Raw genomic sequence first — 21,677 nt, 5'->3', positions numbered from 1 at the left:
CCCCGGCCGGTCACACCAGGGGCGCGTCCAGGCAGGCCCGGCGGTGGCTGAAGGTGTCGAGGGACCAGCGGCCGTGGTAGCGGCCGGAGCCGCTCTCCCCCACCCCGCCGAAGGGGAGTTCCGGGATGCCCAGGTGGGCCACCGGGAGGCCGAAGTTGAGGGCGCCGGAGGCGGTCTCCTCGGCCAGGCGGCGGCGTGCGTGCCCGTCCTCGGTGAAGGCGTAGAGGGCGAGGGGGTGGTCCCGGTCGTTGATGAAGGCGATGGCCTCGTCGAGGCCGGCGACCTCGACGACGGGCAGGACGGGGCCGAAGACCTCCTCCCGCATGACCGGGGCGTCCGGCTCCACCTCGGCCAGCAGGGTGGGCGCGATGTAGCGGTCCGCGCGGTCGTGCTGCCCGCCGAAGACCGTACGGCCCGAGTCGAGGAGGGCGACGACCCGGTCGAAGTGCCGCTCGTCGACGATGCGCCCGTACGCCGGTGACCGCGCCGGGTCGGGGCCGTACAGCTCGGTGACGGCGCGCGCCAGGGCGCCTTCCAGCGCGCGGGCCGTGGCCGGGTCGGTCAGCAGGTAGTCGGGGGCCACGCAGGTCTGCCCGGCGTTGGAGAACTTGGCGCGGGCCAGCCGGGCGGCGACCGCCCCGGGGTCGACGCCGCGGTCCACGAACACCGGTGACTTGCCGCCCAGTTCGAGGGTGACCGGGGTCAGGTGCTCGGCGGCGGCCCGCAGCACCGTCCGGCCGAAGCGGGCGTTGCCGGTGTAGAGGATGTGGTCGAAGCGCTCGGCGAGCAGGGCGGTGGTCGTCTCCCCGCCGCCCTCCACCACGGCGATCGCCGCCGGGTCGACGTAGCGGGGCAGCAGCCGTGCCAGCAGGGCCGAGCAGGCCGGGGCCAGTTCGCTCGGCTTGGCGAGCACCGTGTTGCCGGCGGCGATCGCGCCCGCCACCGGCACCAGCAGCAGCTGCACCGGGTAGTTCCAGGGCGCGATCACCAGGACGGTCCCGAGCGGGGCGTGGCCGGTGTGGGCGCTCGTCCCCGGCGGCAGCCGGGTGAGCGCGGCGGCGGGCACCGGCTCGGGGCGCAGCCACTGCTCCAGGTTCTGCAGGGTGTGGTCGATCTCCCGTACGGTGAAGTCGACTTCGGCGATGTCGGTCTCGGCGCGCGGCTTGCGCAGGTCGGCGTGGAGGGCGTCGGCGATCTCCTCGCGGTGGCCGGTCAGCAGGGCGCGCAGCCCGGCCAGCTGCTCGGTGCGCCAGGCGAGCGGCCGGGTGCGGCCGGTGCGGAAGGCCGCGCGCAGCCGGGCGACGGTCTCGGCCGGGGCGGATACGGCGGGCGCGGTCACGGAGGGCGCGGTCACAGCCGGAGTGTTCACTGGGAGTCCTCTCGGACGGGGTCGGGGATCCAGCTGCCGTGGAAGCCGGCCGGCACCCGCACCGGCAGGTGGACGGTGGCGAGCGGGGCGCCGGTGAAGTCCTCGGCGGAGAGGACGACCAGGTCGCTCGCGCCCCGCTCGGGGTCGTGGACGTAGGTCAGCAGGTAGCCGTCGTCCTCGCCGCGGGCGCCCTCCCTCGGCACGAAGGAGACCTCACCGGTGTACCGGCCCGCGCCGAACTGCCGTACGGTGCTGGACTGCCGGCGCAGGTCGTGCTTGATCAACGCGTCCCCGGCGGCCTCCGGGGGCAGCGCGTCCAGGTCGTCGGCCGTCGCGGCGAGGTGGCGCAGCAGGGGGGTGGCCACGGTGGAGTAGCCGTAGCGGTGGGCACCGCCGACCACCGCCGGGTTGACCGCCGGGAACTCCTGCGGCCGGTCGTCCAGCCGGGTCTCAGCGACCGTGCCGGAGACGGTGTCGACCGTCCAGCGGTCCAGGGAGGGGCTGCTCTGCCCGTCCACCGCGCCGCCGGCGAACATCCTCGGGTAGCGGACCACGTCGACGACGACCCGGTCGCCGTCCTCGTGGGCGTTGAGGGTGTGGAAGACGAAGCAGGGCTCGACCTCGAACCAGCGGACCTCGGTGCCGTTGCGGGGCAGCAGCCCGACCCGCGCGCCACGGGTCTCGTCCCAGACCGCCGGATACGTCTTGCGCGCCAGGTTGTCGGGCATGCTGACGCGCCCCGCGAGGTCGAGGACGACGGCGAAGTTCCGGGTCAGCGCCATGTCGTGCACCACCGGCCGGTGCGGGACCGGGATGTCCACGGCGCGCACGACGACGCCCTCCGGGGAGACCACCAGGTGGCGCAGCCTCTCGCTGTCGTCCCGCTGCCAGGTGATCGCGTGCAGCTCGCCGGTGACCGGGTCGAGCTTGGGGTGGGCGGCGAACCCGTCGGGCAGCGTGCCGCAGAAGTCGCCGGCCCCCACCGTCTCGATCTCGTAGGAGAGTTCGTACGGGCGGAAGCCGCCCTCGACCAGCGCGAGGGTGCGGTCGGCGTGCCCGATCACGTGGGTGTTGGGCGCGACATCGGCGATCCGCGGCACGGCGCCGGGGCGCGGCCGCTCCCCCAGCGCCTCGGCCACAGCCGCGCTGCGCACCAGCCGGTTGCGGTACCACCGGGCCCGCCCGTCGAGCAGCCGCACCCCGTGCACCATGGCGTACCCGGCGAACAGGTGCCGCGGCCGCGGGTCCTCCGGCCGCATCCCGTTGGGCCCGTTGCGCAGGTACCGGCCGTTGAGCTCGGCCGGGATCGTCCCCGTGACCGGCAGGTCGAAGGCCGTGACTTCCTCCTCCACCGGGGCGTAGCCACCGGTGAACGGGTTGGTGACGGTGGACACCGCAGACTCCCTCAGGCCGCTTCCGACTACCACTGCGCACGCGGGGCGGCGCACCCGGCTCAACGAGCCACCCACCCGGCGGGTGACGGCCCGTCCCGCAACGGACCGCCCGGCCCCGCGTCCGCTCCGGCACCCGACGCACGGACGAGTAGTCCGTTCCCGGCGCCCGCCACCCGTACGGGCAGCCGTCGTTCACCACCGTGATCCCGACCGATCGGAGCACATCCGTGTACCTACACCTCCGCCGGGCGTCAGCGGCCCTGCTGCTGGCCCTGCTGCCCGCCACAACCCCCGCCGCCGCGCACGGCGCCCAACCGCCCGCCCCCGCCGTGCCCCTGGCCGTGGCGCACTCCGCCCGGGCCGTACCCGGGCAGTACATCGTCACCCTCAAGCACGGCCGCGACCCCGGTGAGGTCCTGCGAGCGCTGGGCATCACCCCCAGGTTCACCTACGGCGCCGCGTTGAACGGCTTCGCCGCCGCCCTCGACCCGCTCCTGCTGAACACCGTACGGACCAGTCCCGCCGTCGAGGCCGTGGAGGAGAACACCGCCTTCCGCCTCCCCACCCCCGTCGACGGTGCGGACCGGCCCGGCCACACCACCCGGGCACCGGCCGCCACCTGGGGCCTGGACCGCATCGACCAGCGGTACCTGCCCCTGGACGGCCAGTTCACTACCCGCGGCCACGGCGCCGGCGCGACCGCCTACATCCTCGACAGCGGCATCGACTACACCCACCCGGAGTTCGGCGGGCGCGCCGTCCCCGGCTTCGACGCCATCGGCGACGGCCGCGACGGCCTCGACTGCCACGGCCACGGCACCCATGTCGCCGGCACCGTCGGCGGCCGCACCTACGGCGTCGCCCCGCAGGCCCGTCTCGTCTCGGTCCGCGTCGTGGACTGCGCCGGCAACGGCGACAAGGCCCAGATGATCGCCGGCCTCGACTGGGTCGCGAGCAACGCCCGGTACCCCGCCGTCCTCAACGCCTCCCTCGGCGAGGAACGCTCCCGGGCCGTCAACGACGCCGCCACCGCGCTCTCCGACCAGGGCGTCCTGCCCGTCGTCGCCGCCGGCAACGACGCCGTCGACGCCTGCACCGTCTCCCCCGCCTCCGCGTACGGGGTCGTCACCGTCGCCGCCACCAACCGGCGGGACGAGGAGGCCGACTTCTCCAACTGGGGCACCTGCGTCGCCCTCCACGCCCCCGGCCAGGCGATCCTGTCCGCCAAGCTCGGCGGCGGCAGCACCACCCTCAGCGGCACCTCCATGGCCGCGCCGCACGTCACCGGCACCGCCGCCCTCTACCTCGCGGAACACCCGGACGCCGAGCCGATCGACGTCTCCGACTTCCTCCAGTACACCGCCACCCCGGACGTCCTGACCGACGTGCGCGAGGGCACCCCCAACCTCCTGCTGTTCACCGACGACCTGTAGCACCGCCGGGCCGGACCGGCGGGGTAGAGCTACCGCCGGTCAGACCTGCGCGTCACGCGCCTGGTGGAAGCGCTCCAGGACGAGCTCGACCAACTCGGGTGCGTCGCCCAGCGGTTGGGAGACACCGACCACGCCGGCCGCGGTCGAGGCCTCGACAGTCACGCGGAACAGCAGGCCGGCGGCGAAGCAGTAGGACGCGACCGCGATCCGGCGGGCCCCGGCCCGGCGCAGCTCCGCCACCGCCTCGCCGGGGGTCGGCTCGGTGGCCGACGCGAAAGCGGCCCGGCACGGCAGGCCGAGCTCCGTGCCCAGCGCGGACGCCATCGCGGCCACCGACGAGGACGCGGCGGCGTCGACGCTGCCCGCCGCCGCCAGCACCGCCGCGTCGAACTCGACGTCCAGCTCGGTGAGCCGGCGCCGCAGCGCCGCGACCAGCCGGCCGTCGGGCACGCCGGTGGGACCGCCCAGCACCGGCGCCACGATCGGCGCCTTGCCCGGCGGGTCGAGCAGCGCCTTGGGCAGGTCGACCCGGGCGTGGAAGGCGGCGGTCAGCAGCAACGGCACCACGACCACCTCCTCGTGCCCGGCTTCGGCGAGCGCGCCCAGCACTTCACGGGCCGTGGGGCCGGCGTGCCGGAGGAAGGCCACCTCGACCCGGCTCCCGTGGGAGGCCTCGACCGCGCGGGCGAGCGCCCGGGTGGACTCCTGCGCCTCGGGCGCGAGGCTGCCGTGCGCCAGCAGGAGCAGTGCGCTCGGGGCCCGCTCGGCGAGCGGCTTGAGCGTCTTGATCACGTCGGTCACTGTCGTACCACCCTCGTCATGCGGTGCGAGTACTGCGAATACAAGGAAGTGACCGTCAGATTACCGTCCGTGACCAGCCTTCCCGGTGGCGCCGCGCAGGCGGCCACGAGCAGGTCCTACCGGCCCTCGACCTCTCCTCGCGCCCCGCATCCGGGTGGACCCGTACCGGGCCCCGCCCGCGACCGGCGGGAGCCCGGCGGATGCCCCCGTAGCCTGCGACCACTTGCCCGGCCCGACACCTCGAAGGCGGCCCACCATGGAAGCGTCCACACTCCTGCCGGCTGTCGCCGTCTTCTCGCTGGTGACCGTGGAGTTCGGCGGACACGCGCTGCTGCAGCTGACCACCGTCCAGAACGGCACGCTCACCCCGCTGCGCGAACGGTCCTTCCGTGCCGGGCACGCCCACGCCGGCGTGCTGCTGATCCTGTCCCTGGTCTACTTCCTCTACCTGCCCCGCGCGGGGTTCTCCTCCGGGACGGAGTGGCTCTTCGGCATCCTCCTGCTGGCCGGAGTGCTCGCCCAGTCCGGCGGCTTCTTCCTGCACCTCGCCCTCGGCACCGAAGGCCACTCCTCCCCCGGCACCCACCTCACCCGGGGCGGAGCCCTCCTCCTCGCCGCGGCGCTCATCGCCCTGGGCCTCGGCCTCGTCCAGCACCTCTGACCAGGCCCCGACCGGGCGCAGCCGCCGTCCCTGTCGGGGCCGGGTCGGTTCCGTGTTCGCCGCGCGGCCGTCACCCGGCGGCTGGGGCCGGAGACGCGATGAGGGCGGTCTCCGGGTCCCCCGAGCGCAGGGTGCTGCCGACCCCTTGCAGGAGACCGATCCCGGCCCCGCCCACCAACCCTGCCGCGAGCCCGACCCCGGCGCGCGCGAGGATCTCGGAACCGGACCTGGCACCCCCTCCGGCCCTTCCGCCGAGGCGTATCCGGACCCGCGACGGTTCCAGGGCCGCGCCCCGGAACGCGAAGCCGATCCCGTGCACGAGCGCCTGGGAGCAGAGCCGGACCGCCTCGGCCGGGTCGCCCGCCCAGTGGGCCGCGCCGGCGGCGGTGACCAGGTCCTCCATCCGCGCCAGGTCCACCTCGGCCGCGCCGGAGACCAGCCGGTAGCCGCCCCGGTCGTGCCCGATCACCGAGTCCGGACTGTCCCCGATGCGTAGGATCTTGCGCAGCCGGTAGATGTGCACCGGCACCACGTTGGTGACCGGCTGCTCCAACCCCCAGACGCCGTCCAGCAGTTCCTGCCGACTGAGCGCCCGTCCCCCGCGCAGCGCCAGCGCCGCCAGCACGGCCTGCCGGCGCGGATGCCCGAGCTCCAAGGGCCGTCCGCCCTGCCAGGCCCGCAGCGGCCCGAGCACGGCGATCCGCACCGCGGGCCCGACCGTACGGCCGACGGTGCCCCGCGCCGCCGCGCGCACCGGCCGCACGCGGGGGCCGCGGCCCGGGGCGACCAGTCCGCAGTCGAAGGCGTGGACGATGGCGGCGGCCCGGTCACGCAGCCCGAGCTTCCCGAGGATCCCCGCGAGTTGCTCGGACACGGCCTCCTCCGAGGAGGCCAGGGCGGCGGCGATCTCGTCGTCCCTCAGCCCGCAGCCGACCGCGTGGAGCACTTCGCGCTCCCGCTGCCCGAGTTCGGCGGTGAGCGGCCGGCCCGTGCCGGCGGTCGTCGGCATCGCTGCCCCCTCGACGAGAGTCCCGCTCAGGTTCCTCCGGCCGGCGCACCCTTTCCCGCCCCGCGCGCGGACCGTTGCCAGGCGAACGGTACCTCCTCGTACGGGACGGTAAACCGTGGGACGGCGCGGGACGTCAACGGAGCGGCCGGCGGCGGCCGTCGGTCGCGGCCGTTCTCACCCGCCGTCAGGAGCGAGGGTCCCGGTGACGGTGAACGGCTCCCCGACGAACCGCCCGAGTCGTTCGGCCCAGGCCAGCGCCACGTCATCGGGCACCTCCGCTCCGGCCAGGCGGGCGGCGGCCAGGGTGGCCGGGAGCGCGCCCTGGTCCAGCAGGACGGCCCATTGGCCGGCGGTGAGGGCCAGGTAGCGCAGGTCGGGGCACTCTGCGAGCGCGGTGAGGTTCCGGACCTCCGCCCGGGAGAGGTCCAGGCCGCGGAGGTTCGGGACGGTGCGCAGTGGGGCGATGTCGACGGGCCCGGATGTGGCGAGGTCGAGGGCGGTCAGGTACCGGTGGCCCGCGAGCGGCGCGAGGTCGCCGCCGTGCAGGGTGACGCCCAGGAACTCGACGGGCAGCTCCCGAAGCGGGGACAGGTCCTCGACAGGGCGGCGGTGGAGTTCGAGGCGCCGCAGGTGGGGAGCGGCGGTGAGCGGGGTGAGGTCCATGAGCCCACTGGGGGCGTTGCAGTGGATCAGGACGGTCTGAACGCCGGGCGGGACGTCCTGAGGAATTCCGTCCGCCACCAGCTCGGGGCTGGAGCCGAATTCACGTGGGCCTTCCACGAACTCGATGTAGTCGACCTCGTCCTCCTCCACTTCGTAGGCGTCCCGCTCCAGCAGGTCCAGGTAGCGGGCGAGGAGTGAGGTGACGGAGTCGCAGACGTAGAGCGGCCCGTCGTAGTAGTCGCGGCCGATCTGGATCACCTGGCCGGGACGTCCGGCCCGGGCCGGGGACATGTCGACCGCCAGGTAGTTGCCGTCGTCGGCGGTCGCGAACGGCAGCCAGCCCGGGTGCTCGTGGCAGCGCCGGACGGTGTCGAGCGGCTCGGCGTCGAGGACGACCGAGTCCCAGGAGGTCTCCCAGCCGGACCACACCGGCTCCCACAGGTTCGCGTTGACGGCGACCAGGCGTGCCAGGGGCATCCAGGCGAGGCTGCCGAAGAGGCCGAGCGCCTCGTCCCCACTGCCGTCGGCGATCAGGTAGAGCGCTCGCAGGTCGGCGGGCAGCGGCCGGCCGAGCCGGCGCTCGGCGTCGTCGAGTGCCGTGGTGGTCACCGGCGGTGGCAGCCTCTCGGCGTGTCCCAGGATGTCGGCACGCCGCTCCAGGTAGGCCCGCAGCCGGGTGACCGCGAGATCCGGATCGCCCGCCGGGGCAGCGCCGCCCTCCTCCTGGGCGAAACCCGGCTGGGACAGCCGACAGTCGTGGTCCAGGACGGCCAGGAACCCGGGACGGGCATCGTGCAGGCGGGAGACGACCTGCCGGGACGCCGTCAGGGCGAACTCGCCGGACGGCCGGCACCGCATCTCCAGATTCGTGCGCTCCCAACCGCGGGCCGCTCCCACCGCCGCCGTCACGTCGCCCAGGCCCTGGAAGATCGCGGCCCCGTGGACCGGCCGCGGCTTCTCACCGGCGATCGTGTACCGACCGGAGACGCCCAGGCCGAACAGGCCTTGGCGGCTGGCCAGCACCGCCTCCGTCCATCCCTCGGGCGCGTTCGCCGCGATGCTCTCGGCCACCCGCGCGACGCCCTGCTCCACCTGCTCGGCCATGCTCTGCTCCGGTTCTGTCGACACTGCCGGCGATCATCGCAGGGGGCTGTGACAGCCCCGTGGGCCGAGGTGCCGGGCGCACGGGCTGGGTGAGACCAGTCGGCCTGGTGCTCTTCCGGCCGAGTACCGGTTCGGGCCGGGCCCGTCCGCCCGGCCCGGACCGGAACCGCGGGAGAACCGACGGTCCGTCGAACAGGGTGGACGGGCGCTGGTAGAAAGGAAGTTCGCGCGGCAGCGGTCGACACAGGGGCGGAGCCGGGGAGTGGTGGAATTCGAAGACGGCCACGGGCCCACGAACATCCGGAACGTCGTCACCGACAGTACGGTCCACTACCTGGTGCAGATCGGTGTGCTCAACGGGGAGCTGCACCTCACCGTGCCGCCCCGGGCCGTGGCGGCGGAGACACCGCTCGGCCTCGCCGAGGAGCGGCTCGCCCGCAGCCTGCTGTACCAGTGGCGGGCCGAGGCCGACGCCTGGGACATGGCCGACCCCGAACCGTTGGCCGTCCGCTGGGTGCACAGCCGCACCGCGCTCGCGCCGGGGGCCGAACTCGGCGGGCGCGGCGACCGGGTCGGCACGATGGCGGAGGCTCTGCTGGGACTCGACCACCGCCGCCTGCTGATCCTCGGCGGGGCCGGCGCGGGCAAGACGACCCTCGCCGTGCTGCTCACCCTGGAGCTGCTCGCCCGCCGGCTCACCCGCGGCGAGGACGTCCCGGTGCCCGTCATGCTCTCGCTGGAGTCCTGGGACGCCGAGCGGGTCAACTTCCACGACTGGCTGGCCGGCCGGATCACCGAGGAGCACCCCGGTCTGCCCCGGGTGGACGGGCTCCACCCCGCCCGCCGACTGGTGAGCGAGCGCCGCCTGCTGCCCGTCCTGGACAGCCTCGACGAACTGCCCGAGCACCGGCGGACCGCCGTGCTCGGCGCCCTCGGGCGCCAACTGGGCCAGGAGGGCGGGGTGGTGCTGATCTGCCGGACCGAGCCCTACCGCGAACTGGTGGCCACCCAGCGGGACGTGCTCCGGGTGGACTCGGCGATCGAGGCGCTGCCGCTGGCCCCCGGCGACGTCGCCTCCTACCTGCACCGGGCCCGGCAGCCCTCGCGCGCCGCGCAGTGGGCGCCGCTGCTCGCCGAACTCCGCACGGCGCCCGGCAGCCCGGTGAGCCGGGCGCTGTCGACACCGCTGATGGTCTGGCTGCTGCGGCGCGGGTACGAGCAGGCCCCGGCGGACCCTGGCGAGCTGCTGGACCGCGGGCGCTTCGCGACCGCCTGGCAGGTGGAGCAGCACCTGCTCGACCGGATCGTGCCCGCCTCGTTCCCGCCGCTGCCGCCGGCGCCCGACCGCCTGCACCCGCCCCGGCGGTGGGAACCGGACCGGGCCCGGGCCTGGCTGTCCTTCCTGGCCCGGCTGATGGACCGCCAGGAGACCGCCGAGCTGGCCTGGTGGCGGCTGTTCGGCGCGCCACTGCCGCGGGCACTGGCGGCGCCCGCGCTGATCGTGGTGGGGATCGCCCTGTCGGTGCTGATCGACCTGGGGCTCGGGGCCGTCGGGGGCTCCGGCCACCCCTTCGGCTTCGGCACCGCCGTGGGCCTCGGTGTCGCCCTCGCGGGCCTGGTCCGCACGGCCGGGCAGGGCTGGTTCGGGGACGAGACCTCGACACCCCGACGGCGGGTCAACCCGCTGCGCTTCGCCGGGGCCCTGCGCTCGGCCGGCCGCAACGGGAGGCTGGGCCGGGCCTGGCGGCTCACGGTGGTGATCGGCGGGCCGCCGGTGATCCTCGCCCTGGTCGTGCTCCAGCTCCTGGCACCGGCGGCGGAGGGTCTCGCACTGGTGGCGGCGGTGCTGTTGTCCGCCTATCTGATGGTCGCGTTGGCGGCCCCCTCGGACACCGTGGACGCCGCGACCCCCGACGCGCTGCTGCGCTCGGAGCGGACCTCGGTCCTGGTGACGCTGCTCGTCCTCGCACCACTGCTCGCCGCCGGGATCGGGCTGATGGACTGGTCGCGGACCCACCTCTACCGGTACAGCCAGGTGGACTGGTCCTATCCGCTGGCGACCTGGTGCGGGGCCGGCGCGACGTTCCTGCTGCTCAGCCCGTGGAGCCGGTGGCTGCTGGCCCGGTGCTCGCTGGCCCTCGTCGGCCGGCTGCCCTGGCCGCTGATGACCTTCCTGCGGGACGCCCACCGGGCCGGCCTGCTCCAGCGCACCGCCGGGACGTACCGCTTCCGCAACCTGCGGCTCCAGCAGCACCTGGCCGCCAAGGCCGGGCCCCGCTCGGGAGGTTCGGGAGGTCAGCGGGCCGCAGGGGTCCCCGCGCCCCGGGCGACGCCGGACGGAGCGACGACGGTCGCGACGGGTCCCCTCGCCGACCTGACCCTGCCCCCTGCCTCGACCTGGCGCGGCCTCACCGTACGGCGCGACCCGGACTCGTACCTGCTCACCGGCCGCGTCCGCGCCGTCATGCTCGCGCACTGGGGCCCGCTCGGCGCCCTGCTGGGCCTGCACCTGGTCCGGATCACGGTGAGCGGCACCTGGGACCGACTCGACTCCTGGAAGCCGATCGTCGGCGTGCCCGCCCTCGGCCTGCTGGTGATGCTGATCAGCCTCCTGCGCCGGCGGCACATCGAACTGCACATCACCGACACCTTCATCGCCGCCCGGACGGGCCGGCACCGCTGCCGCTACGAGTGGCGCGACGTGGACGAGGTCGCCGTCCGCCGGGTGCACCTCCGCGGCCGTGACACCCCCGTCCACGGCATCCACGTCCGGCCGCGGACGGGAGCGCCCCTGCCCCCGGCCCGCTGGCGGGGGCGGGACGGGTGGTACCTGGTGCAACCGATGAACGTCGTCCGGACCCTGCCTCCCGACCTCACCGAGGCGCTCGCCGAGCTCTCCGGCGGGCGCTGGCGGCCGTGACGCGGGCCAAGGGCCGGAGAGGGCTCTGCCCGGCTACGGGTGGCAGGGGCTCTGGCCGAGCACGTAGCAGCGCAGGTCGACGTCCTCGGGCAGGACGGGCGCGGCACCGGGAAGGGCGACGGCGCCGACCGTGACGATGAACGTCCTGGTCACGGCGTCGCTTCCCTTCTTGTTCTGTGGGGCCTGGAAGAGCAGGTAGCGGGCCGCCAGGTAGTCAGCGACGGTGAGGTGGGGGCGGGCGAGGAGGTCGAGGGCGGCGGAGTGCAGGACGGCGCTGTCCCGCGGTGTGGGAGTGGCCGAGTAGACCGGCCTGCCGCCGGTCTCGATCCGGGAGGCGTCCAGGCCCCGGGCCGCGTAGCGGGCGACGAGTTCGGCGTCGGCGCGGTACGCGGCCTCGCCCCGCAGGAGGCGGTTGCCGGCGATCCGCCGCCCGTCCGGCAGGAGCACCCAGTTCTGGAGGGTGTCGCCCTCGACGCCCTCGGCGGCGAAGCGCCGCTCGGCGAGACGGCCGTAGCGAAGCATCGCTTCCGAGGCCGGGGTCGCCCGGCCCCCGGTGTAGGTGCGCGTGGCCTGGTCCCACTCCGCGCCCTCGCGCAGACGGCCGACCTCGCCGAGCCGGTCGAAGTTGGTGTCGCCCTCCCGGATCGGGGTACGGAAGCGCTCCGGATTGAAGAAGGCACCGGCAGGACCGGGAGGCGGGCCCATCGCGACGGCGAGACGGTAGCGCCAGTCGACCAGCCGCTCGTGAACGGCGGCCAGCGCGGCCGCCCGGGCCGGCCGACCCGGGGCGGTGTCCCACAACTGGGCCAGCAGGTCCGCCGCTTCGGTGGCGGCGGCCGCCTGCTCGGAGGCGAAGGCGCGGGCCTTGGCCTGCCGGGCCGGGTCGGCGAAGCGCAGCGCGAGCGGGCTGGTGGGGAAGTCGCCGGGGGCGATCGGTGCGGTGGGCATGGCTCTTCTCTCCTGATACGCCCTCTTGGGCCGGGCTCGGACGAACCGGCCCCACGTGGACGGAGGCTCCCCCTCCGGGGCCAAGCCTGGATCAACACCGGCCCCGGCGTGGAGAATTGCCCCATGCGTATTCTGATCGTCACCACCGGCTCCCGCGGGGACGTCGCGCCGTTCACGGGCCTGGGCCGGCGTCTGGTGGACGCCGGACACCGGGTGGCCGTGGTCGCCCATCCGACCTTCGCGGCGCTGCTCGAGTCCTGCGGCCTGGAGCACCGGCCGCTGCCGGGGGATCCGGAGGAGCTCATCCGGGCCAGGGCCCGCGCGACCTCCCCGGAGGAGACCCGCGCGCTGATGACCGCGTTCGTGGACGGGCTCGCCGACGGCGTGGCGGACGCCGTCGCGGGCGGGGCCGACCTGCTGCTCACCGCCTTCGCCCCGTCGCCGCTCAGCCTGACGGCGGGGGACGCGTACGGTGTGCCCGTCCTCGGCACGTACCTCACGCCCGCCTTCGCCACCACGGAGTTCCCGCTGCCCGGCCCCGCCGGCGGCGCGGACCTGGGACCGGAGGGCAATCTCGCCGCCGGCCAGGAGCGGCTCCGGGGCGCGGACCGCATGTTCTCGAGTGCCGTGGACCGGATGCGCGAGCGCCTCGGCCTTCCCGGCAGGACGTCGCCGGAACCGCTCGGGCACACCCGTCCGGTCGTCCACGGTTACAGCCCCGTTCTGCTGCCGCGCCCGGCGGACTGGCCGGCCCCGGTCGACGTGGCGGGCTTCTGGTGGCCCGCGCGGCCGCTCGGCTGGCAGCCTCCGGGCGACCTGGTCGACTTCCTCCAGGCCGGTCCGGCCCCGGTGTTCATCGGCTTCGGCAGCATGGCCCCCGGGGAGGGCGAGCGGCTCGGCGAGCTGGTGACGGCCGCGGTACGGCAGGCGGGGGTGCGCGCGGTGGTCCAGGCGGGCTGGGCCGGGCTGGAGGCGGCGGGTGACGGCGTGTTCTGCGTCGGCGACGTGCCCCACGACTGGCTGTTCCCCCGCACGGCCGCCGTCGTCCACCACGCCGGGGCGGGCACCACGGGCGCCGCGCTGCGCGCCGGGGTCCCCGCCGTACCGGTGCCCGTGATGGCCGACCAGCCGTTCTGGGCGGCACGGCTGCACCGGCTGGGAGTGGCCCCGCAGCCCGTGCCGTTCGCCGACCTCACCGCCGAGCGCCTCGCCGCCGCGATCACGGCCGCTCTGGCCGAGCCGGTCCGCCGCCGTGCGGCCGCCGTCGCCGGGCTCATGGCGGGCGAGGACGGCGCCGGTGCCGTCCTGGCCCACGTCGCCCGGATCGCCGAGGCCCCCGGCCGCTGAGCCTGGCCGCTAACCCCGGCAGCTGAGCCTGGACGGTCTGACACCCGGCCAGGGCACGCGCCCCGGACGGCCGGCGGCGGTCCACCCACTCTTGGATAGGCTGCCGGGATGATCCCCGACGCCCCCCGGCTGCTGCGCGCCGACGCCGCCCGCAACGCGGAAAAGATCATCCGGGCCGCCCGGGAGGTCTTCACCGAACAGGGCCCCGACGCCCACCTCGACGACGTGGCGCGCCGGGCCGGTGTCGGGGCCGCCACGCTGTTCCGCCGCTTCCCCGACAAGGCCGCGCTCCTGCGGGCCGTACTGGACCAGGGCTTCGGCGAGCGCGTCCGGCCCGTCATCCAGGCCGCCGCCGACGACCCCGACCCCGCGTCCGGGCTGGCCCGCGTACTGGCGGCGGCCCTGGAGTCGGTGGCCGGCGACTACAACGTCCTGGCCGCCGCCCGCGCCGCCGGCGTCCTGACCCCGGCGACCGGCGAGGAGTTCTTCGCCGCCCTGGACGCCCTCCTGGCGCGCGGTCAGAGCGCGGGCGTGATCCGCGCCGACCTCGTGCCCGACGACCTGCACCGCATCGTCGTCATGCTGGTCTCGGTGCTGTGGACGATGGACCCCCGCGAGGACGGCTGGCGCCGGTACCTGGCCCTGGTCCTCGACGGCCTCTCCCCCGCCGGGGCCCGCCCGCTGCCCTGCCCCGCCCCCGCACTGCACTCCCGCACGCCCTGACGCCCCGCCTGGTGTCGGCGGCCCCGCCGGGCCGCCGACACCACCGGCCGTCAGCGCGCCGGATCCAGCCGGAGCGCCGAGGCCGGGCACCTGGCGGCCGCCTCCCGGGCCTCTTCCGCCGCCCGTCCGACGGGCTCGGCGGCGAGCACGACGACCTGCCCGGCCTCGTCCTGGTCGAACACCGACGGTGCGGTCACCGCGCACTGCCCCGACGACACGCACCGCGAGGTGTCCGCCACCACCCGCGCGGCGGGCCGCTCGCGCTGCCGCTCCCTGTTCACCACAGGACCGGGACCTCGCCGAGGCCGCCCGCCAGCCGTTCGGAGTGGTCGCGCAGGCTGTGCGCGTCCACCGCCAGCCGCAGGCCGGGGAAGCGCCGGAACAGCGCGGTCAGCGCGATCTGCATCTCGGTGCGGGCCAGCGCGTTGCCGATGCAGTAGTGGCCGCCGTGCCCGAAGGCGAGGTGCGCATTGGGGGAACGCGACGGGTCGAAGGCGTCCGGTTCCTCGAACGCCCGCCCGTCCCGGTTCGCGGCGTTGATCGCCACCAGCACCGCCTCGCCCTTCTCGATCGCCGTCCCCGCGAGGGTGACGTCCTCGCGGGCGTAGCGGGTCAGGCCCAGGGCGCCGGGCCCGGCCATCCGCAGGACCTCCTCCACGGTGGCGCGGGCCGACCCCTCGGGGTCGGCGGCGAAGCGGTCCCGCCGACCGGTGTCGCTCAGCAGGAACAGGACCCCCAGGTCGATCCGGGCCGAGGTCGTCTCGTGGCCCGCGAACAGCAGCCCCACCGCCAGGCGGGCCATCTCCTCCTCGGTGAACGAGGGGTCCTGCGCCTGTACGGCCAGGATGTCGCTGATCACGTCCTGGCCCGGCCGCTTGCGCTTCTCCTCGGCGATGGCGGACACGTACGCCTCGAACTCGGCCATGGCGGCCGCCCCGTCGGCCCCGCCGTACAGCGCGGCGATCCGCTCGGACCAGCCGCGCAGCAGGCCACGGTCCTCGACCGGCACGCCCAGCAGCTCGCAGATCACCATCACCGGCAGCGGGAACGACAGGTGGTCGTGCAGGTTGACGGCGCGTCGCGGATCCCGCGAGCGCTCCTCGTCCATCGCGTCCAGGCAGGACGCGGCGAGTTCCCCGATCCGCTCGCCCAGCCGCCGCATCCGCGGCGCGCTGAACGCGGGCGCCAGCATCCGGCGCATCCGCGTGTGCTCCCGGTCCTCCTCCTCGGGCGAGGGGGCGGGGCGCGTGTGCAGCGCCGAGGACGAGATCCTCGGGGCGCCCTCAGTGTCGGGGCGCAGCCGGGAGAACCGGGTGTCGCTCAGGATCTCCCGGGCTTCCTCGTAGCGGGTCACCAGCCAGGCCGGGTCGCCGGCGGGTGTCGTCACCCGGGCGATCGGGCCTTCCTCGCGCAGGCGCGCGAGCAGCGGCGCCAGATCCAGGGCGTTGGGGCGCTCGAAGGGTAACTGCGGTGCGGGGGCGGTCATGGTCTCTCCTCGCCGGCCGAAGGGCCACAAGAGCAGTGAACGCTTGACGGAGCCGTGCTCTCCTTGCCCGTCCGGACCAGGGCGGACGAGTGCCCTTCCGGCCGACAAGTGAGAGTCAACTCTCTCTTACTGGGAGCGTAACACCACCGGCACGCACAGTCAGCCTCCAGAACGCTGCCGGGAGGAGGGCACCCGTCGAGGCCGGCGGCGGCAGCCGAAATGCTGTCGCTCCGCCGGTCAGGGACGGCTACGGTGCGCCGTTGTGGATGACGAAGACCCGAAGGACCTGGTCCGGCGTGGATACGACCTGCTGTCCGCGCATTACGAACGCGCGTTCAACAGCGAGACGAAGTACGGATCGTGGATCGAGGAGTTGCTCGGGCGGCTCCCGGAGGCGGGCACGGTGCTGGACGTGGGGTGCGGGACCGGAGTCCCCGTGGCCCGCTCCCTCGCCGCAACAGGGCGCCGTGTCACGGGCGTCGACATCAGCGACGTCCAGATCCGGCGGGCACGGGAGCTGGTGCCGGAGGCCGAGTTCATCCGGGCGGACGCCACGACCCTGGCGTTCCCGCCGGGGACCTTCGACGCCGTGGTCTGCCTGTACGCGCTGATCCACATTCCGGTCGGGGAGCAGCCGGCCCTGCTGGGGCGGATCGCCTCGTGGCTGCGGCCGGGAGGCTGGCTCCTCGTCACCACCGGGCACCAGGCCTGGACCGGCACCGACGAGAACTGGCTCGGCGGCGGGGCCGCGATGTGGTGGAGTCACGCGGACGCGGCGACCAACCGGTCCTGGCTGCTGCACGCCGGCCTGGAGGTGGCGCACGAGGAGTTCGTCCCCGAGGGCGACAGCGGCCACGTCCTGTTCTGGGCGCGGCGGCCCGTGAGCTGACGGGCCGTGTGGGGCCGTGGCCGAGCGGAGCGGTCGCGGGACGTACGCCGCCCACGGCCACGGCGGGCCCTCCGCTGATAGGTTCCAGCGATGAGCGAGCAACTACCCGACGGCGGCGTCGAACTGTCCCCCGACGACATCGAGGCCCTCCCCGCCAGGTGGTCGTCCTGCTGGACTCCGGGTGAGGTCGCGCAGCGGTTGGCCGGGATCGGCACGCCCTGGTACGTGGCCGCGGGGTGGGCGCTGGACCTGTTCCGCGGCAGGCGGACGCGCGCCCACGGCGACATCGAGATCGGGATTCCGGCCGCGGGCTTCCCCGAGGTCCGCGACCGCTTTCCCGGGTACGCCTTCGACGCGGCGGGCAGCGGCCGGATCTGGGCGGACGCCGCGCCGGAGGTACTGGCCGCCGTCCACCAGACCTGGCTCCGCGATCCGGCCACCGGCGACTACCTGCTCGACGTGTTCCGCGAACCGCACGACGGCGACACCTGGATCTGCCGGCGCGACGAGACGATCCGGCTCCCCTACCGCGAGATCATCCACCACACCCGGGACGGCATCCCGTATCTGGCCCCCGAACTGGTCCTGCTGTTCAAGGCCAAGCACGTCCGCGAAAAGGACCAGTTGGACTTCGACGCGACCGTCCCGCACCTGACCCCGGCTCAGCGCGAGACCCTGACCGGCCTGCTCGCCCGCGTACACCCGGGGCACCCCTGGCTCGCGGACCTGTAGCAGCCCCCACTGGGCCCCGTGTCAACGGCCGCCGGTCACTGAGCGGCGGCGCGGCTCTGCCTGAGGTGGATCTCGACGGAGCGGCACAGGCTCAGCGCGTCGTGCGGGTCGTCGGCCCGGTAGCCGAACCGGCGGATGAGCAGCACCGAGTCGAGGGTGACGCCTGCCCGGGCCAGCACGAACAGCAGGGTGAGCAGGGCGGCGCGGGCGTTGCCGTCGTCGAACGGGTGGAAGAAGCAGACATCCAGGTAGACCCGGGCCGCCCTCGCGGCCAGCGGGATCCGGCCGTCGGCGGCCTGCGCCAGGCAGGCGTCGAGGCGGGCGCGGGTGTCGGGGCCGATCCCGTAGCGCTCCTCGCCGCCTTTGGCGAAGGCGGGGCGGGTGCGCAGCGGCGGCGGCTCGGGGGTGCCCAGCACGTGCTGCTGCCAGCCGCGCAGCAGCTCGAAGTCGAGCACGGCACCACGCGCCGCGTCGGCCCGCACCAGCTCCAGTGCGGTGAGCAGGCCGGCGGCGCGGGCGGGGTCCACGGCGGCGTCGAAGAAGCGGAAGTCCTCCGCCGCTCCGTCGCGGGCGGGGGCCACCGGCCCGCTGTCCGTGCCGTCCTCGCCGTCGGCGCCGTCCGACCACGGCACGCTCTCGCGCACGGCGAGCCAGCGTTCCAGGTGGTCCGGGAGCTCGCCCGGGTCCGGCGACCAGTAAACGTCCTGCGGACGCAGTGGGCCGACGAGTCGCTCCGCGACCTCGTCGGCCAGGACGGTGTCGGGTGCGGTCCAGCTCTTGAACCGGCCGCCGACCGCCTGTCGAACCAGTCGCTCGGCCGGCTCGGGGGCGACGCCCCAGTAGCCGAGGAACCACTCCAGGACCTGCCGGCAGTGCCCGTACCAGCCGCTCTCGGCGCCCGTCCGGTCGGCCACCTGCAGGATCAGGTTGCGGGCGGCGCGCTCCCACAGGATCCGGTCCGCGTCCAGGGTCTCCGGGTCCAGGGGGTAGGCCTCGAACCACTCCGCGAGCCGCTCCAGCCAGTCACGCCACTCGCACAGCGCCGCCACGACCCGGTCGAGGGTCTGCTCCGGGGTGGTGATCGAGTGCGATCCGCAGCACCAGTTCCCGACCGGCCCGCCGTCGACGTCCCCCTCGCCGAGCGACCAGCGCCACCCGGCCGCCCAGCGGCCGTAGCGCTCCATCAGCACGTGCGTCATGGCGTCGGACCAGGGCTTGGCCACCTCCCAGGCCCAGTTGACTTTGGTCAGATCGAGGTTGGGGTCCAGCCGGGAGGGCACCCGCCGCGCCGGCCCGAGGGAGCGGATCACCCCCGCCACCGAGGCGGGGTCGAAGGGGTGGTCGGCGGGGTCGACGTCGTCCCAGGTCAGGTCTGTGGGGTAGAGCGTGTTGAGCACCGGGTCAGGGTGCCACGGGGCCCGGGGGCGCGAGCAACACCTTTTCCCGCACTCCACAGGGCAGGTAAGCGCGGCCCTCCGTAACGGGCGCGACGCCTGGACCGCGGACTCCGACGGCTAGGGAAACGACGGTGCGTCCGGCCGGGCCGGATGGGGCGGGCCGACCAGCGGCGGCACCTCGGCCCGGTCGTCCCTGTCATCCCTGTCATCCACGGTATGGCCGGTCGAGGATCTGTAGGAGTGACTGCCGGTACACGGATAGGCCGTCCCTCGCGCCCTCTGGCGGCCGGTGCTGCAATGGCTACGTCGGGGCGATCCGGACCCTCCGGACCGCCGGGCGCCGACCCGTCACCGGGCAGCCGGCCACGCATTGTCACCACGCAGGGCAGGCAGGGACCCGCTGCGACACCGACGCCGGCCGCGGCGCGGGAGTCCTTCGGGACCTCCCATGCCGGTCGCCCACCCGCGACGGGCCCGTACCCGGTGCCCGGCGAACCGGCGTCGCCCAGCGAACGAACAGGATTTCCCGTGAAGCACATCCACCTGCGCGACCTGGACGTCTCCCGCATCGGCCTGGGCGCCATGGGCATGTCCCACGGCTACACCGACGCCGGCACCGACGACGACCAGTCCGTGCGCACCATCCACCCCCCCTGGAGCTGGGCTTCACCCTCATCGACACCGCCGAGGTCTACGGCCCCTGCACCGACGAGGAACTCGTCGGCCGCACTCTCAAGGGCCGCCGCGACCAGGTCGCCGCCATCGCCACCGAGATCGGCGACACCCACAACGAGGCCGGCGTGCGGATGATGGAACGCTGATCCGACGTCCCGGCCACGGTCACCGAACCCGCCGACTGAACCGGCATCCTCCGCCGCCCCCGTCCTTCCAGGAGACCCCCCCGTGCAGCACGTCACCTTGAACAACGGCGTCGAGATGCCGATTCTCGGCTTCGGCGTCTACCAGATCCCCTCCGACAGCACCGAGCGGGCCGTCACCGAGGCCCTCACCGCCGGCTACCGCCTGCTGGACACCGCCGCCGCCTACGGCAACGAGGAAGCCGTCGGCCGCGCCATCAGGAACAGCGGCATCCCCCGCGAGGACCTGTTCGTCACCACCAAGCTGTGGGTCCAGGACGCCCCCGCCCAGGACAACGCCCGCCGCGCCCTGGAGACCTCCCTGGCCAAGCTCGGCCTGGACCATGTCGACCTGTACCTGATGCACCAGCCCTACGGCGACGTCTACGGCCAGTGGCGCGCCATGGAGGCCGCCACCGGCGAGGGCCTGGCCAGGGCGATCGGCGTCGCCAACTTCTACCCCGACCGCCTCCTGGACCTGATCCTCAACAACGAGATCACCCCGCAGGTCAACCAGATCGAGACCCACCCCTTCTTCCAGCGCACCGCCGACCACGACCTCATGCGCGAGCACCGTGTGCAGCACCAGTCGTGGGGCGGCTTCGCCGAGGGCAAGAACGACCTGTTCACCCACCCCGTCCTCGGCAGGATCGGCGAGGCGCACGGCAGGTCGGTGGCCCAGGTCGTGCTCCGCTGGCTGATCCAGCGCGGCGTCGTCACCATCCCCAAGTCGGTCAATCCCGACCGGATGGCGCAGAACATCGACGTCTTCGACTTCCGCCTCACCGACGACCAGATGTCCACCATCGCCGCCCTCGACACCGGCGCCACGCTGTTCTTCGACCACCGCGACCCCGAGATGGTCGCCTGGCTCAGCCAACGCCGCCTGGAGGGCTGAACACCTCCCCGCGGGCTTCGGCGAGGTGGGCGTACGCCAGCGGCTCGCGGGCCCTCGGGCGCTGGGGCGGGTGGGGGCAGTGCCCAAGCATCAGGCGTTGACCAGGACGATCTTGCCGGTCGCGTGGCCGCTCTCGCCGAGGTGGTGCGCCTGTGCGACCTGGTCGAGCGGGAAGGTGTGCACCTGGGGGAGCGCGAGGCGTCCGGTGGCGATGAGCTCGCCGAGGTCGGCGAGGACGTAGAGGGCCCGGCCGTCGTCGCCGCGGCTGAACGCCACCCGGTGCTCACGGGCGCCGGCGACGTCGGAGAGGGTGACGACGCGCTCGGGGCCGCCGGTGAGGTCGATGAGGTCGGGCAGTGCTCCGCTGCCGGCGACGTCGAGGGCGCGGTCGACGCCGCCGGGCGCCAGCGCGCGGACCGCCGGCACGAGGGTCGGGCCGTAGGCGACGGGCTCGGCTCCCAGCGCCCGGACGTACGCGTGCCTGGCCGGGCCGGCGGTGCCGATCACCCGCGCACCGCGGGCCACGGCGAGTTGGACCGCGGCGCTGCCGACGTTGCCCGAGGCGCCGTTGACGAGGAGCACGGTGCCGCCGCCCACGCCCAGCCGGTCGAGGCCGCGCGCCGCGGTCTCGAGGGCGGCGGGCAGGGCGGCGGCGTCGGCGAAGCGGACGGACGCGGGCAGCGGCGCCCAGTGCGACAGCACGGCCAACTCGGCCTGGGCGCCCCCGCGTTCGGACAGGCCGACAACGCGGTCGCCGACGGACACGTCGGTGACGCCCTCGCCGACCTCGTCCACGACACCGGCCGCCTCGTGTCCCAGCGTCTGCGGCAGTCCCTCGTCCATCAGGCCCGCGCGCTTCTTCCAGTCGCTGGCGTTGACGCCGGCGGCGCGTACCGAGACGCGGATCTGGCCGGGGCCCGGGTGCGGGTCGGGAAGGTCCACGACCTCCAGGACCTCGGGGCCGCCGAAACGGCTGAACCGTACTGACTTCATCGTGGACTCCGTTCCGAACCGCAGAGGTGGGACACCGGGTTGAACGCGGCGGC

General features: G+C 74.7%; 18 protein-coding genes and 1 pseudogene. 9 read left to right on the top strand and 10 right to left on the bottom strand.

Annotated features, from left to right (window positions below; all coding sequences use genetic code 11):
- Nucleotides 1-10: 10 nt before the first annotated feature.
- On the bottom strand, nt 11-1,354 hold the full coding sequence (locus tag ACFVXH_RS19925; protein ID WP_387825548.1) for an aldehyde dehydrogenase family protein: 1,344 nt from the start codon (nt 1,352-1,354) through the stop codon (nt 11-13).
- Nucleotides 1,355-1,365: 11 nt separating this feature from the next.
- The gene (locus tag ACFVXH_RS19920) at nt 1,366-2,763 is read right to left on the bottom strand and encodes a carotenoid oxygenase family protein (protein WP_387825545.1); all 1,398 of its coding nucleotides are present in this window, start codon (nt 2,761-2,763) and stop codon (nt 1,366-1,368) included.
- Nucleotides 2,764-2,990: 227 nt separating this feature from the next.
- Here ACFVXH_RS19920 and ACFVXH_RS19915 point away from each other — a divergent pair, with 227 nt between their 5' ends.
- On the top strand, nt 2,991-4,196 hold the full coding sequence (locus tag ACFVXH_RS19915; protein WP_387825543.1) for a S8 family serine peptidase: 1,206 nt from the start codon (nt 2,991-2,993) through the stop codon (nt 4,194-4,196).
- Between the two features lie 39 nt (nt 4,197-4,235).
- Here the strand turns inward: ACFVXH_RS19915 and ACFVXH_RS19910 are convergent, their stop codons facing one another.
- Nucleotides 4,236-4,997, bottom strand: coding sequence for a sirohydrochlorin chelatase (locus ACFVXH_RS19910; protein WP_387825541.1), 762 nt, complete (start codon nt 4,995-4,997; stop codon nt 4,236-4,238).
- Between the two features lie 256 nt (nt 4,998-5,253).
- Here ACFVXH_RS19910 and ACFVXH_RS19905 point away from each other — a divergent pair, with 256 nt between their 5' ends.
- Nucleotides 5,254-5,658, top strand: a complete 405-nt coding sequence (locus ACFVXH_RS19905; protein WP_387825539.1) for a hypothetical protein — start codon at nt 5,254-5,256, stop codon at nt 5,656-5,658.
- 70 nt (nt 5,659-5,728) lie between these two features.
- On the opposite strand, the gene ACFVXH_RS19900 is transcribed toward ACFVXH_RS19905, so the two are convergent.
- Nucleotides 5,729-6,667: a winged helix-turn-helix domain-containing protein gene (locus tag ACFVXH_RS19900; protein ID WP_387825536.1), complete on the bottom strand. Its 939-nt coding sequence runs from the start codon at nt 6,665-6,667 to the stop codon at nt 5,729-5,731.
- Nucleotides 6,668-6,841: 174 nt separating this feature from the next.
- Entirely contained in the window at nt 6,842-8,458 is a 1,617-nt protein-coding gene (locus ACFVXH_RS19895; protein ID WP_387825533.1) for an SMI1/KNR4 family protein, read from the bottom strand.
- Nucleotides 8,459-8,696: 238 nt separating this feature from the next.
- Here ACFVXH_RS19895 and ACFVXH_RS19890 point away from each other — a divergent pair, with 238 nt between their 5' ends.
- Nucleotides 8,697-11,354 (top strand): NACHT domain-containing protein, encoded by a 2,658-nt coding sequence (locus ACFVXH_RS19890; RefSeq protein ID WP_387825530.1) that lies wholly within the window; start codon nt 8,697-8,699, stop codon nt 11,352-11,354.
- A gap of 33 nt (nt 11,355-11,387) precedes the next feature.
- Here the strand turns inward: ACFVXH_RS19890 and ACFVXH_RS19885 are convergent, their stop codons facing one another.
- Entirely contained in the window at nt 11,388-12,302 is a 915-nt protein-coding gene (locus tag ACFVXH_RS19885) for a hypothetical protein (RefSeq protein ID WP_387825528.1), read from the bottom strand.
- Between the two features lie 123 nt (nt 12,303-12,425).
- Between ACFVXH_RS19885 and ACFVXH_RS19880 the strand changes: the two genes are divergently transcribed.
- Together ACFVXH_RS19880 and ACFVXH_RS19875 are read left to right on the top strand one after the other, a co-directional pair.
- On the top strand, nt 12,426-13,649 hold the full coding sequence (locus ACFVXH_RS19880; RefSeq protein WP_387825525.1) for a glycosyltransferase: 1,224 nt from the start codon (nt 12,426-12,428) through the stop codon (nt 13,647-13,649).
- Between the two features lie 108 nt (nt 13,650-13,757).
- Complete coding sequence (locus ACFVXH_RS19875) at nt 13,758-14,372, top strand: TetR/AcrR family transcriptional regulator (protein ID WP_375875903.1); 615 nt, start codon at nt 13,758-13,760, stop codon at nt 14,370-14,372.
- A gap of 50 nt (nt 14,373-14,422) precedes the next feature.
- Here ACFVXH_RS19875 and ACFVXH_RS19870 read toward each other — a convergent pair whose 3' ends face one another.
- Together ACFVXH_RS19870 and ACFVXH_RS19865 are read right to left on the bottom strand one after the other, a co-directional pair.
- Nucleotides 14,423-14,656, bottom strand: a complete 234-nt coding sequence (locus tag ACFVXH_RS19870) for a ferredoxin (RefSeq protein WP_387825522.1) — start codon at nt 14,654-14,656, stop codon at nt 14,423-14,425.
- On the bottom strand, nt 14,650-15,858 hold the full coding sequence (locus ACFVXH_RS19865) for a cytochrome P450 (protein ID WP_387825519.1): 1,209 nt from the start codon (nt 15,856-15,858) through the stop codon (nt 14,650-14,652). Before ACFVXH_RS19865 ends, ACFVXH_RS19870 begins: the two co-directional genes overlap by 7 nt.
- 262 nt (nt 15,859-16,120) lie before the next feature.
- Between ACFVXH_RS19865 and ACFVXH_RS19860 the strand changes: the two genes are divergently transcribed.
- Nucleotides 16,121-16,747, top strand: a complete 627-nt coding sequence (locus ACFVXH_RS19860; RefSeq protein ID WP_117485773.1) for a bifunctional 2-polyprenyl-6-hydroxyphenol methylase/3-demethylubiquinol 3-O-methyltransferase UbiG — start codon at nt 16,121-16,123, stop codon at nt 16,745-16,747.
- 90 nt (nt 16,748-16,837) lie between these two features.
- Entirely contained in the window at nt 16,838-17,479 is a 642-nt protein-coding gene (locus ACFVXH_RS19855) for a nucleotidyltransferase domain-containing protein (RefSeq protein WP_387825515.1), read from the top strand.
- Nucleotides 17,480-17,514: 35 nt separating this feature from the next.
- On the opposite strand, the gene ACFVXH_RS19850 is transcribed toward ACFVXH_RS19855, so the two are convergent.
- Complete coding sequence (locus ACFVXH_RS19850) at nt 17,515-18,876, bottom strand: Fic family protein (RefSeq protein ID WP_387825512.1); 1,362 nt, start codon at nt 18,874-18,876, stop codon at nt 17,515-17,517.
- Between the two features lie 528 nt (nt 18,877-19,404).
- Here ACFVXH_RS19850 and ACFVXH_RS19845 point away from each other — a divergent pair.
- Both ACFVXH_RS19845 and ACFVXH_RS19840 read left to right on the top strand, forming a co-directional pair.
- Nucleotides 19,405-19,655, top strand: a pseudogene (locus tag ACFVXH_RS19845) (aldo/keto reductase); the annotation flags it as partial.
- A 124-nt stretch (nt 19,656-19,779) separates the two neighbouring features.
- Nucleotides 19,780-20,631 (top strand): aldo/keto reductase, encoded by an 852-nt coding sequence (locus ACFVXH_RS19840; protein WP_387825509.1) that lies wholly within the window; start codon nt 19,780-19,782, stop codon nt 20,629-20,631.
- 90 nt (nt 20,632-20,721) lie between these two features.
- Here ACFVXH_RS19840 and ACFVXH_RS19835 read toward each other — a convergent pair whose 3' ends face one another.
- Nucleotides 20,722-21,624: an NADP-dependent oxidoreductase gene (locus tag ACFVXH_RS19835; protein WP_387825506.1), complete on the bottom strand. Its 903-nt coding sequence runs from the start codon at nt 21,622-21,624 to the stop codon at nt 20,722-20,724.
- Nucleotides 21,625-21,677: the final 53 nt, after the last annotated feature.

The organism is Kitasatospora sp. NPDC058184 (assembly GCF_042883725.1).
Taxonomy (GTDB): Bacteria; Actinomycetota; Actinomycetes; order Streptomycetales; family Streptomycetaceae; genus Kitasatospora.
This window is presented reverse-complemented; position numbering and strand designations above follow the sequence as displayed.

Excerpts from the sequence above, each read along its gene's own strand:
- ACFVXH_RS19855 (WP_387825515.1), top strand. The coding sequence starts at position 16,838 with ATGAGCGAGCAACTACCCGACGGCGGCGTCGAACTGTCCCCCGACGAC.
- ACFVXH_RS19885 (WP_387825528.1), bottom strand. The coding sequence starts at position 12,302 with ATGCCCACCGCACCGATCGCCCCCGGCGACTTCCCCACCAGCCCGCTC.
- ACFVXH_RS19875 (WP_375875903.1), top strand. The coding sequence starts at position 13,758 with ATGATCCCCGACGCCCCCCGGCTGCTGCGCGCCGACGCCGCCCGCAAC.
- ACFVXH_RS19905 (WP_387825539.1), top strand. The coding sequence starts at position 5,254 with ATGGAAGCGTCCACACTCCTGCCGGCTGTCGCCGTCTTCTCGCTGGTG.
- ACFVXH_RS19880 (WP_387825525.1), top strand. The coding sequence starts at position 12,426 with ATGCGTATTCTGATCGTCACCACCGGCTCCCGCGGGGACGTCGCGCCG.
- ACFVXH_RS19865 (WP_387825519.1), bottom strand. The coding sequence starts at position 15,858 with ATGACCGCCCCCGCACCGCAGTTACCCTTCGAGCGCCCCAACGCCCTG.
- ACFVXH_RS19835 (WP_387825506.1), bottom strand. The coding sequence starts at position 21,624 with ATGAAGTCAGTACGGTTCAGCCGTTTCGGCGGCCCCGAGGTCCTGGAG.
- ACFVXH_RS19900 (WP_387825536.1), bottom strand. The coding sequence starts at position 6,667 with ATGCCGACGACCGCCGGCACGGGCCGGCCGCTCACCGCCGAACTCGGG.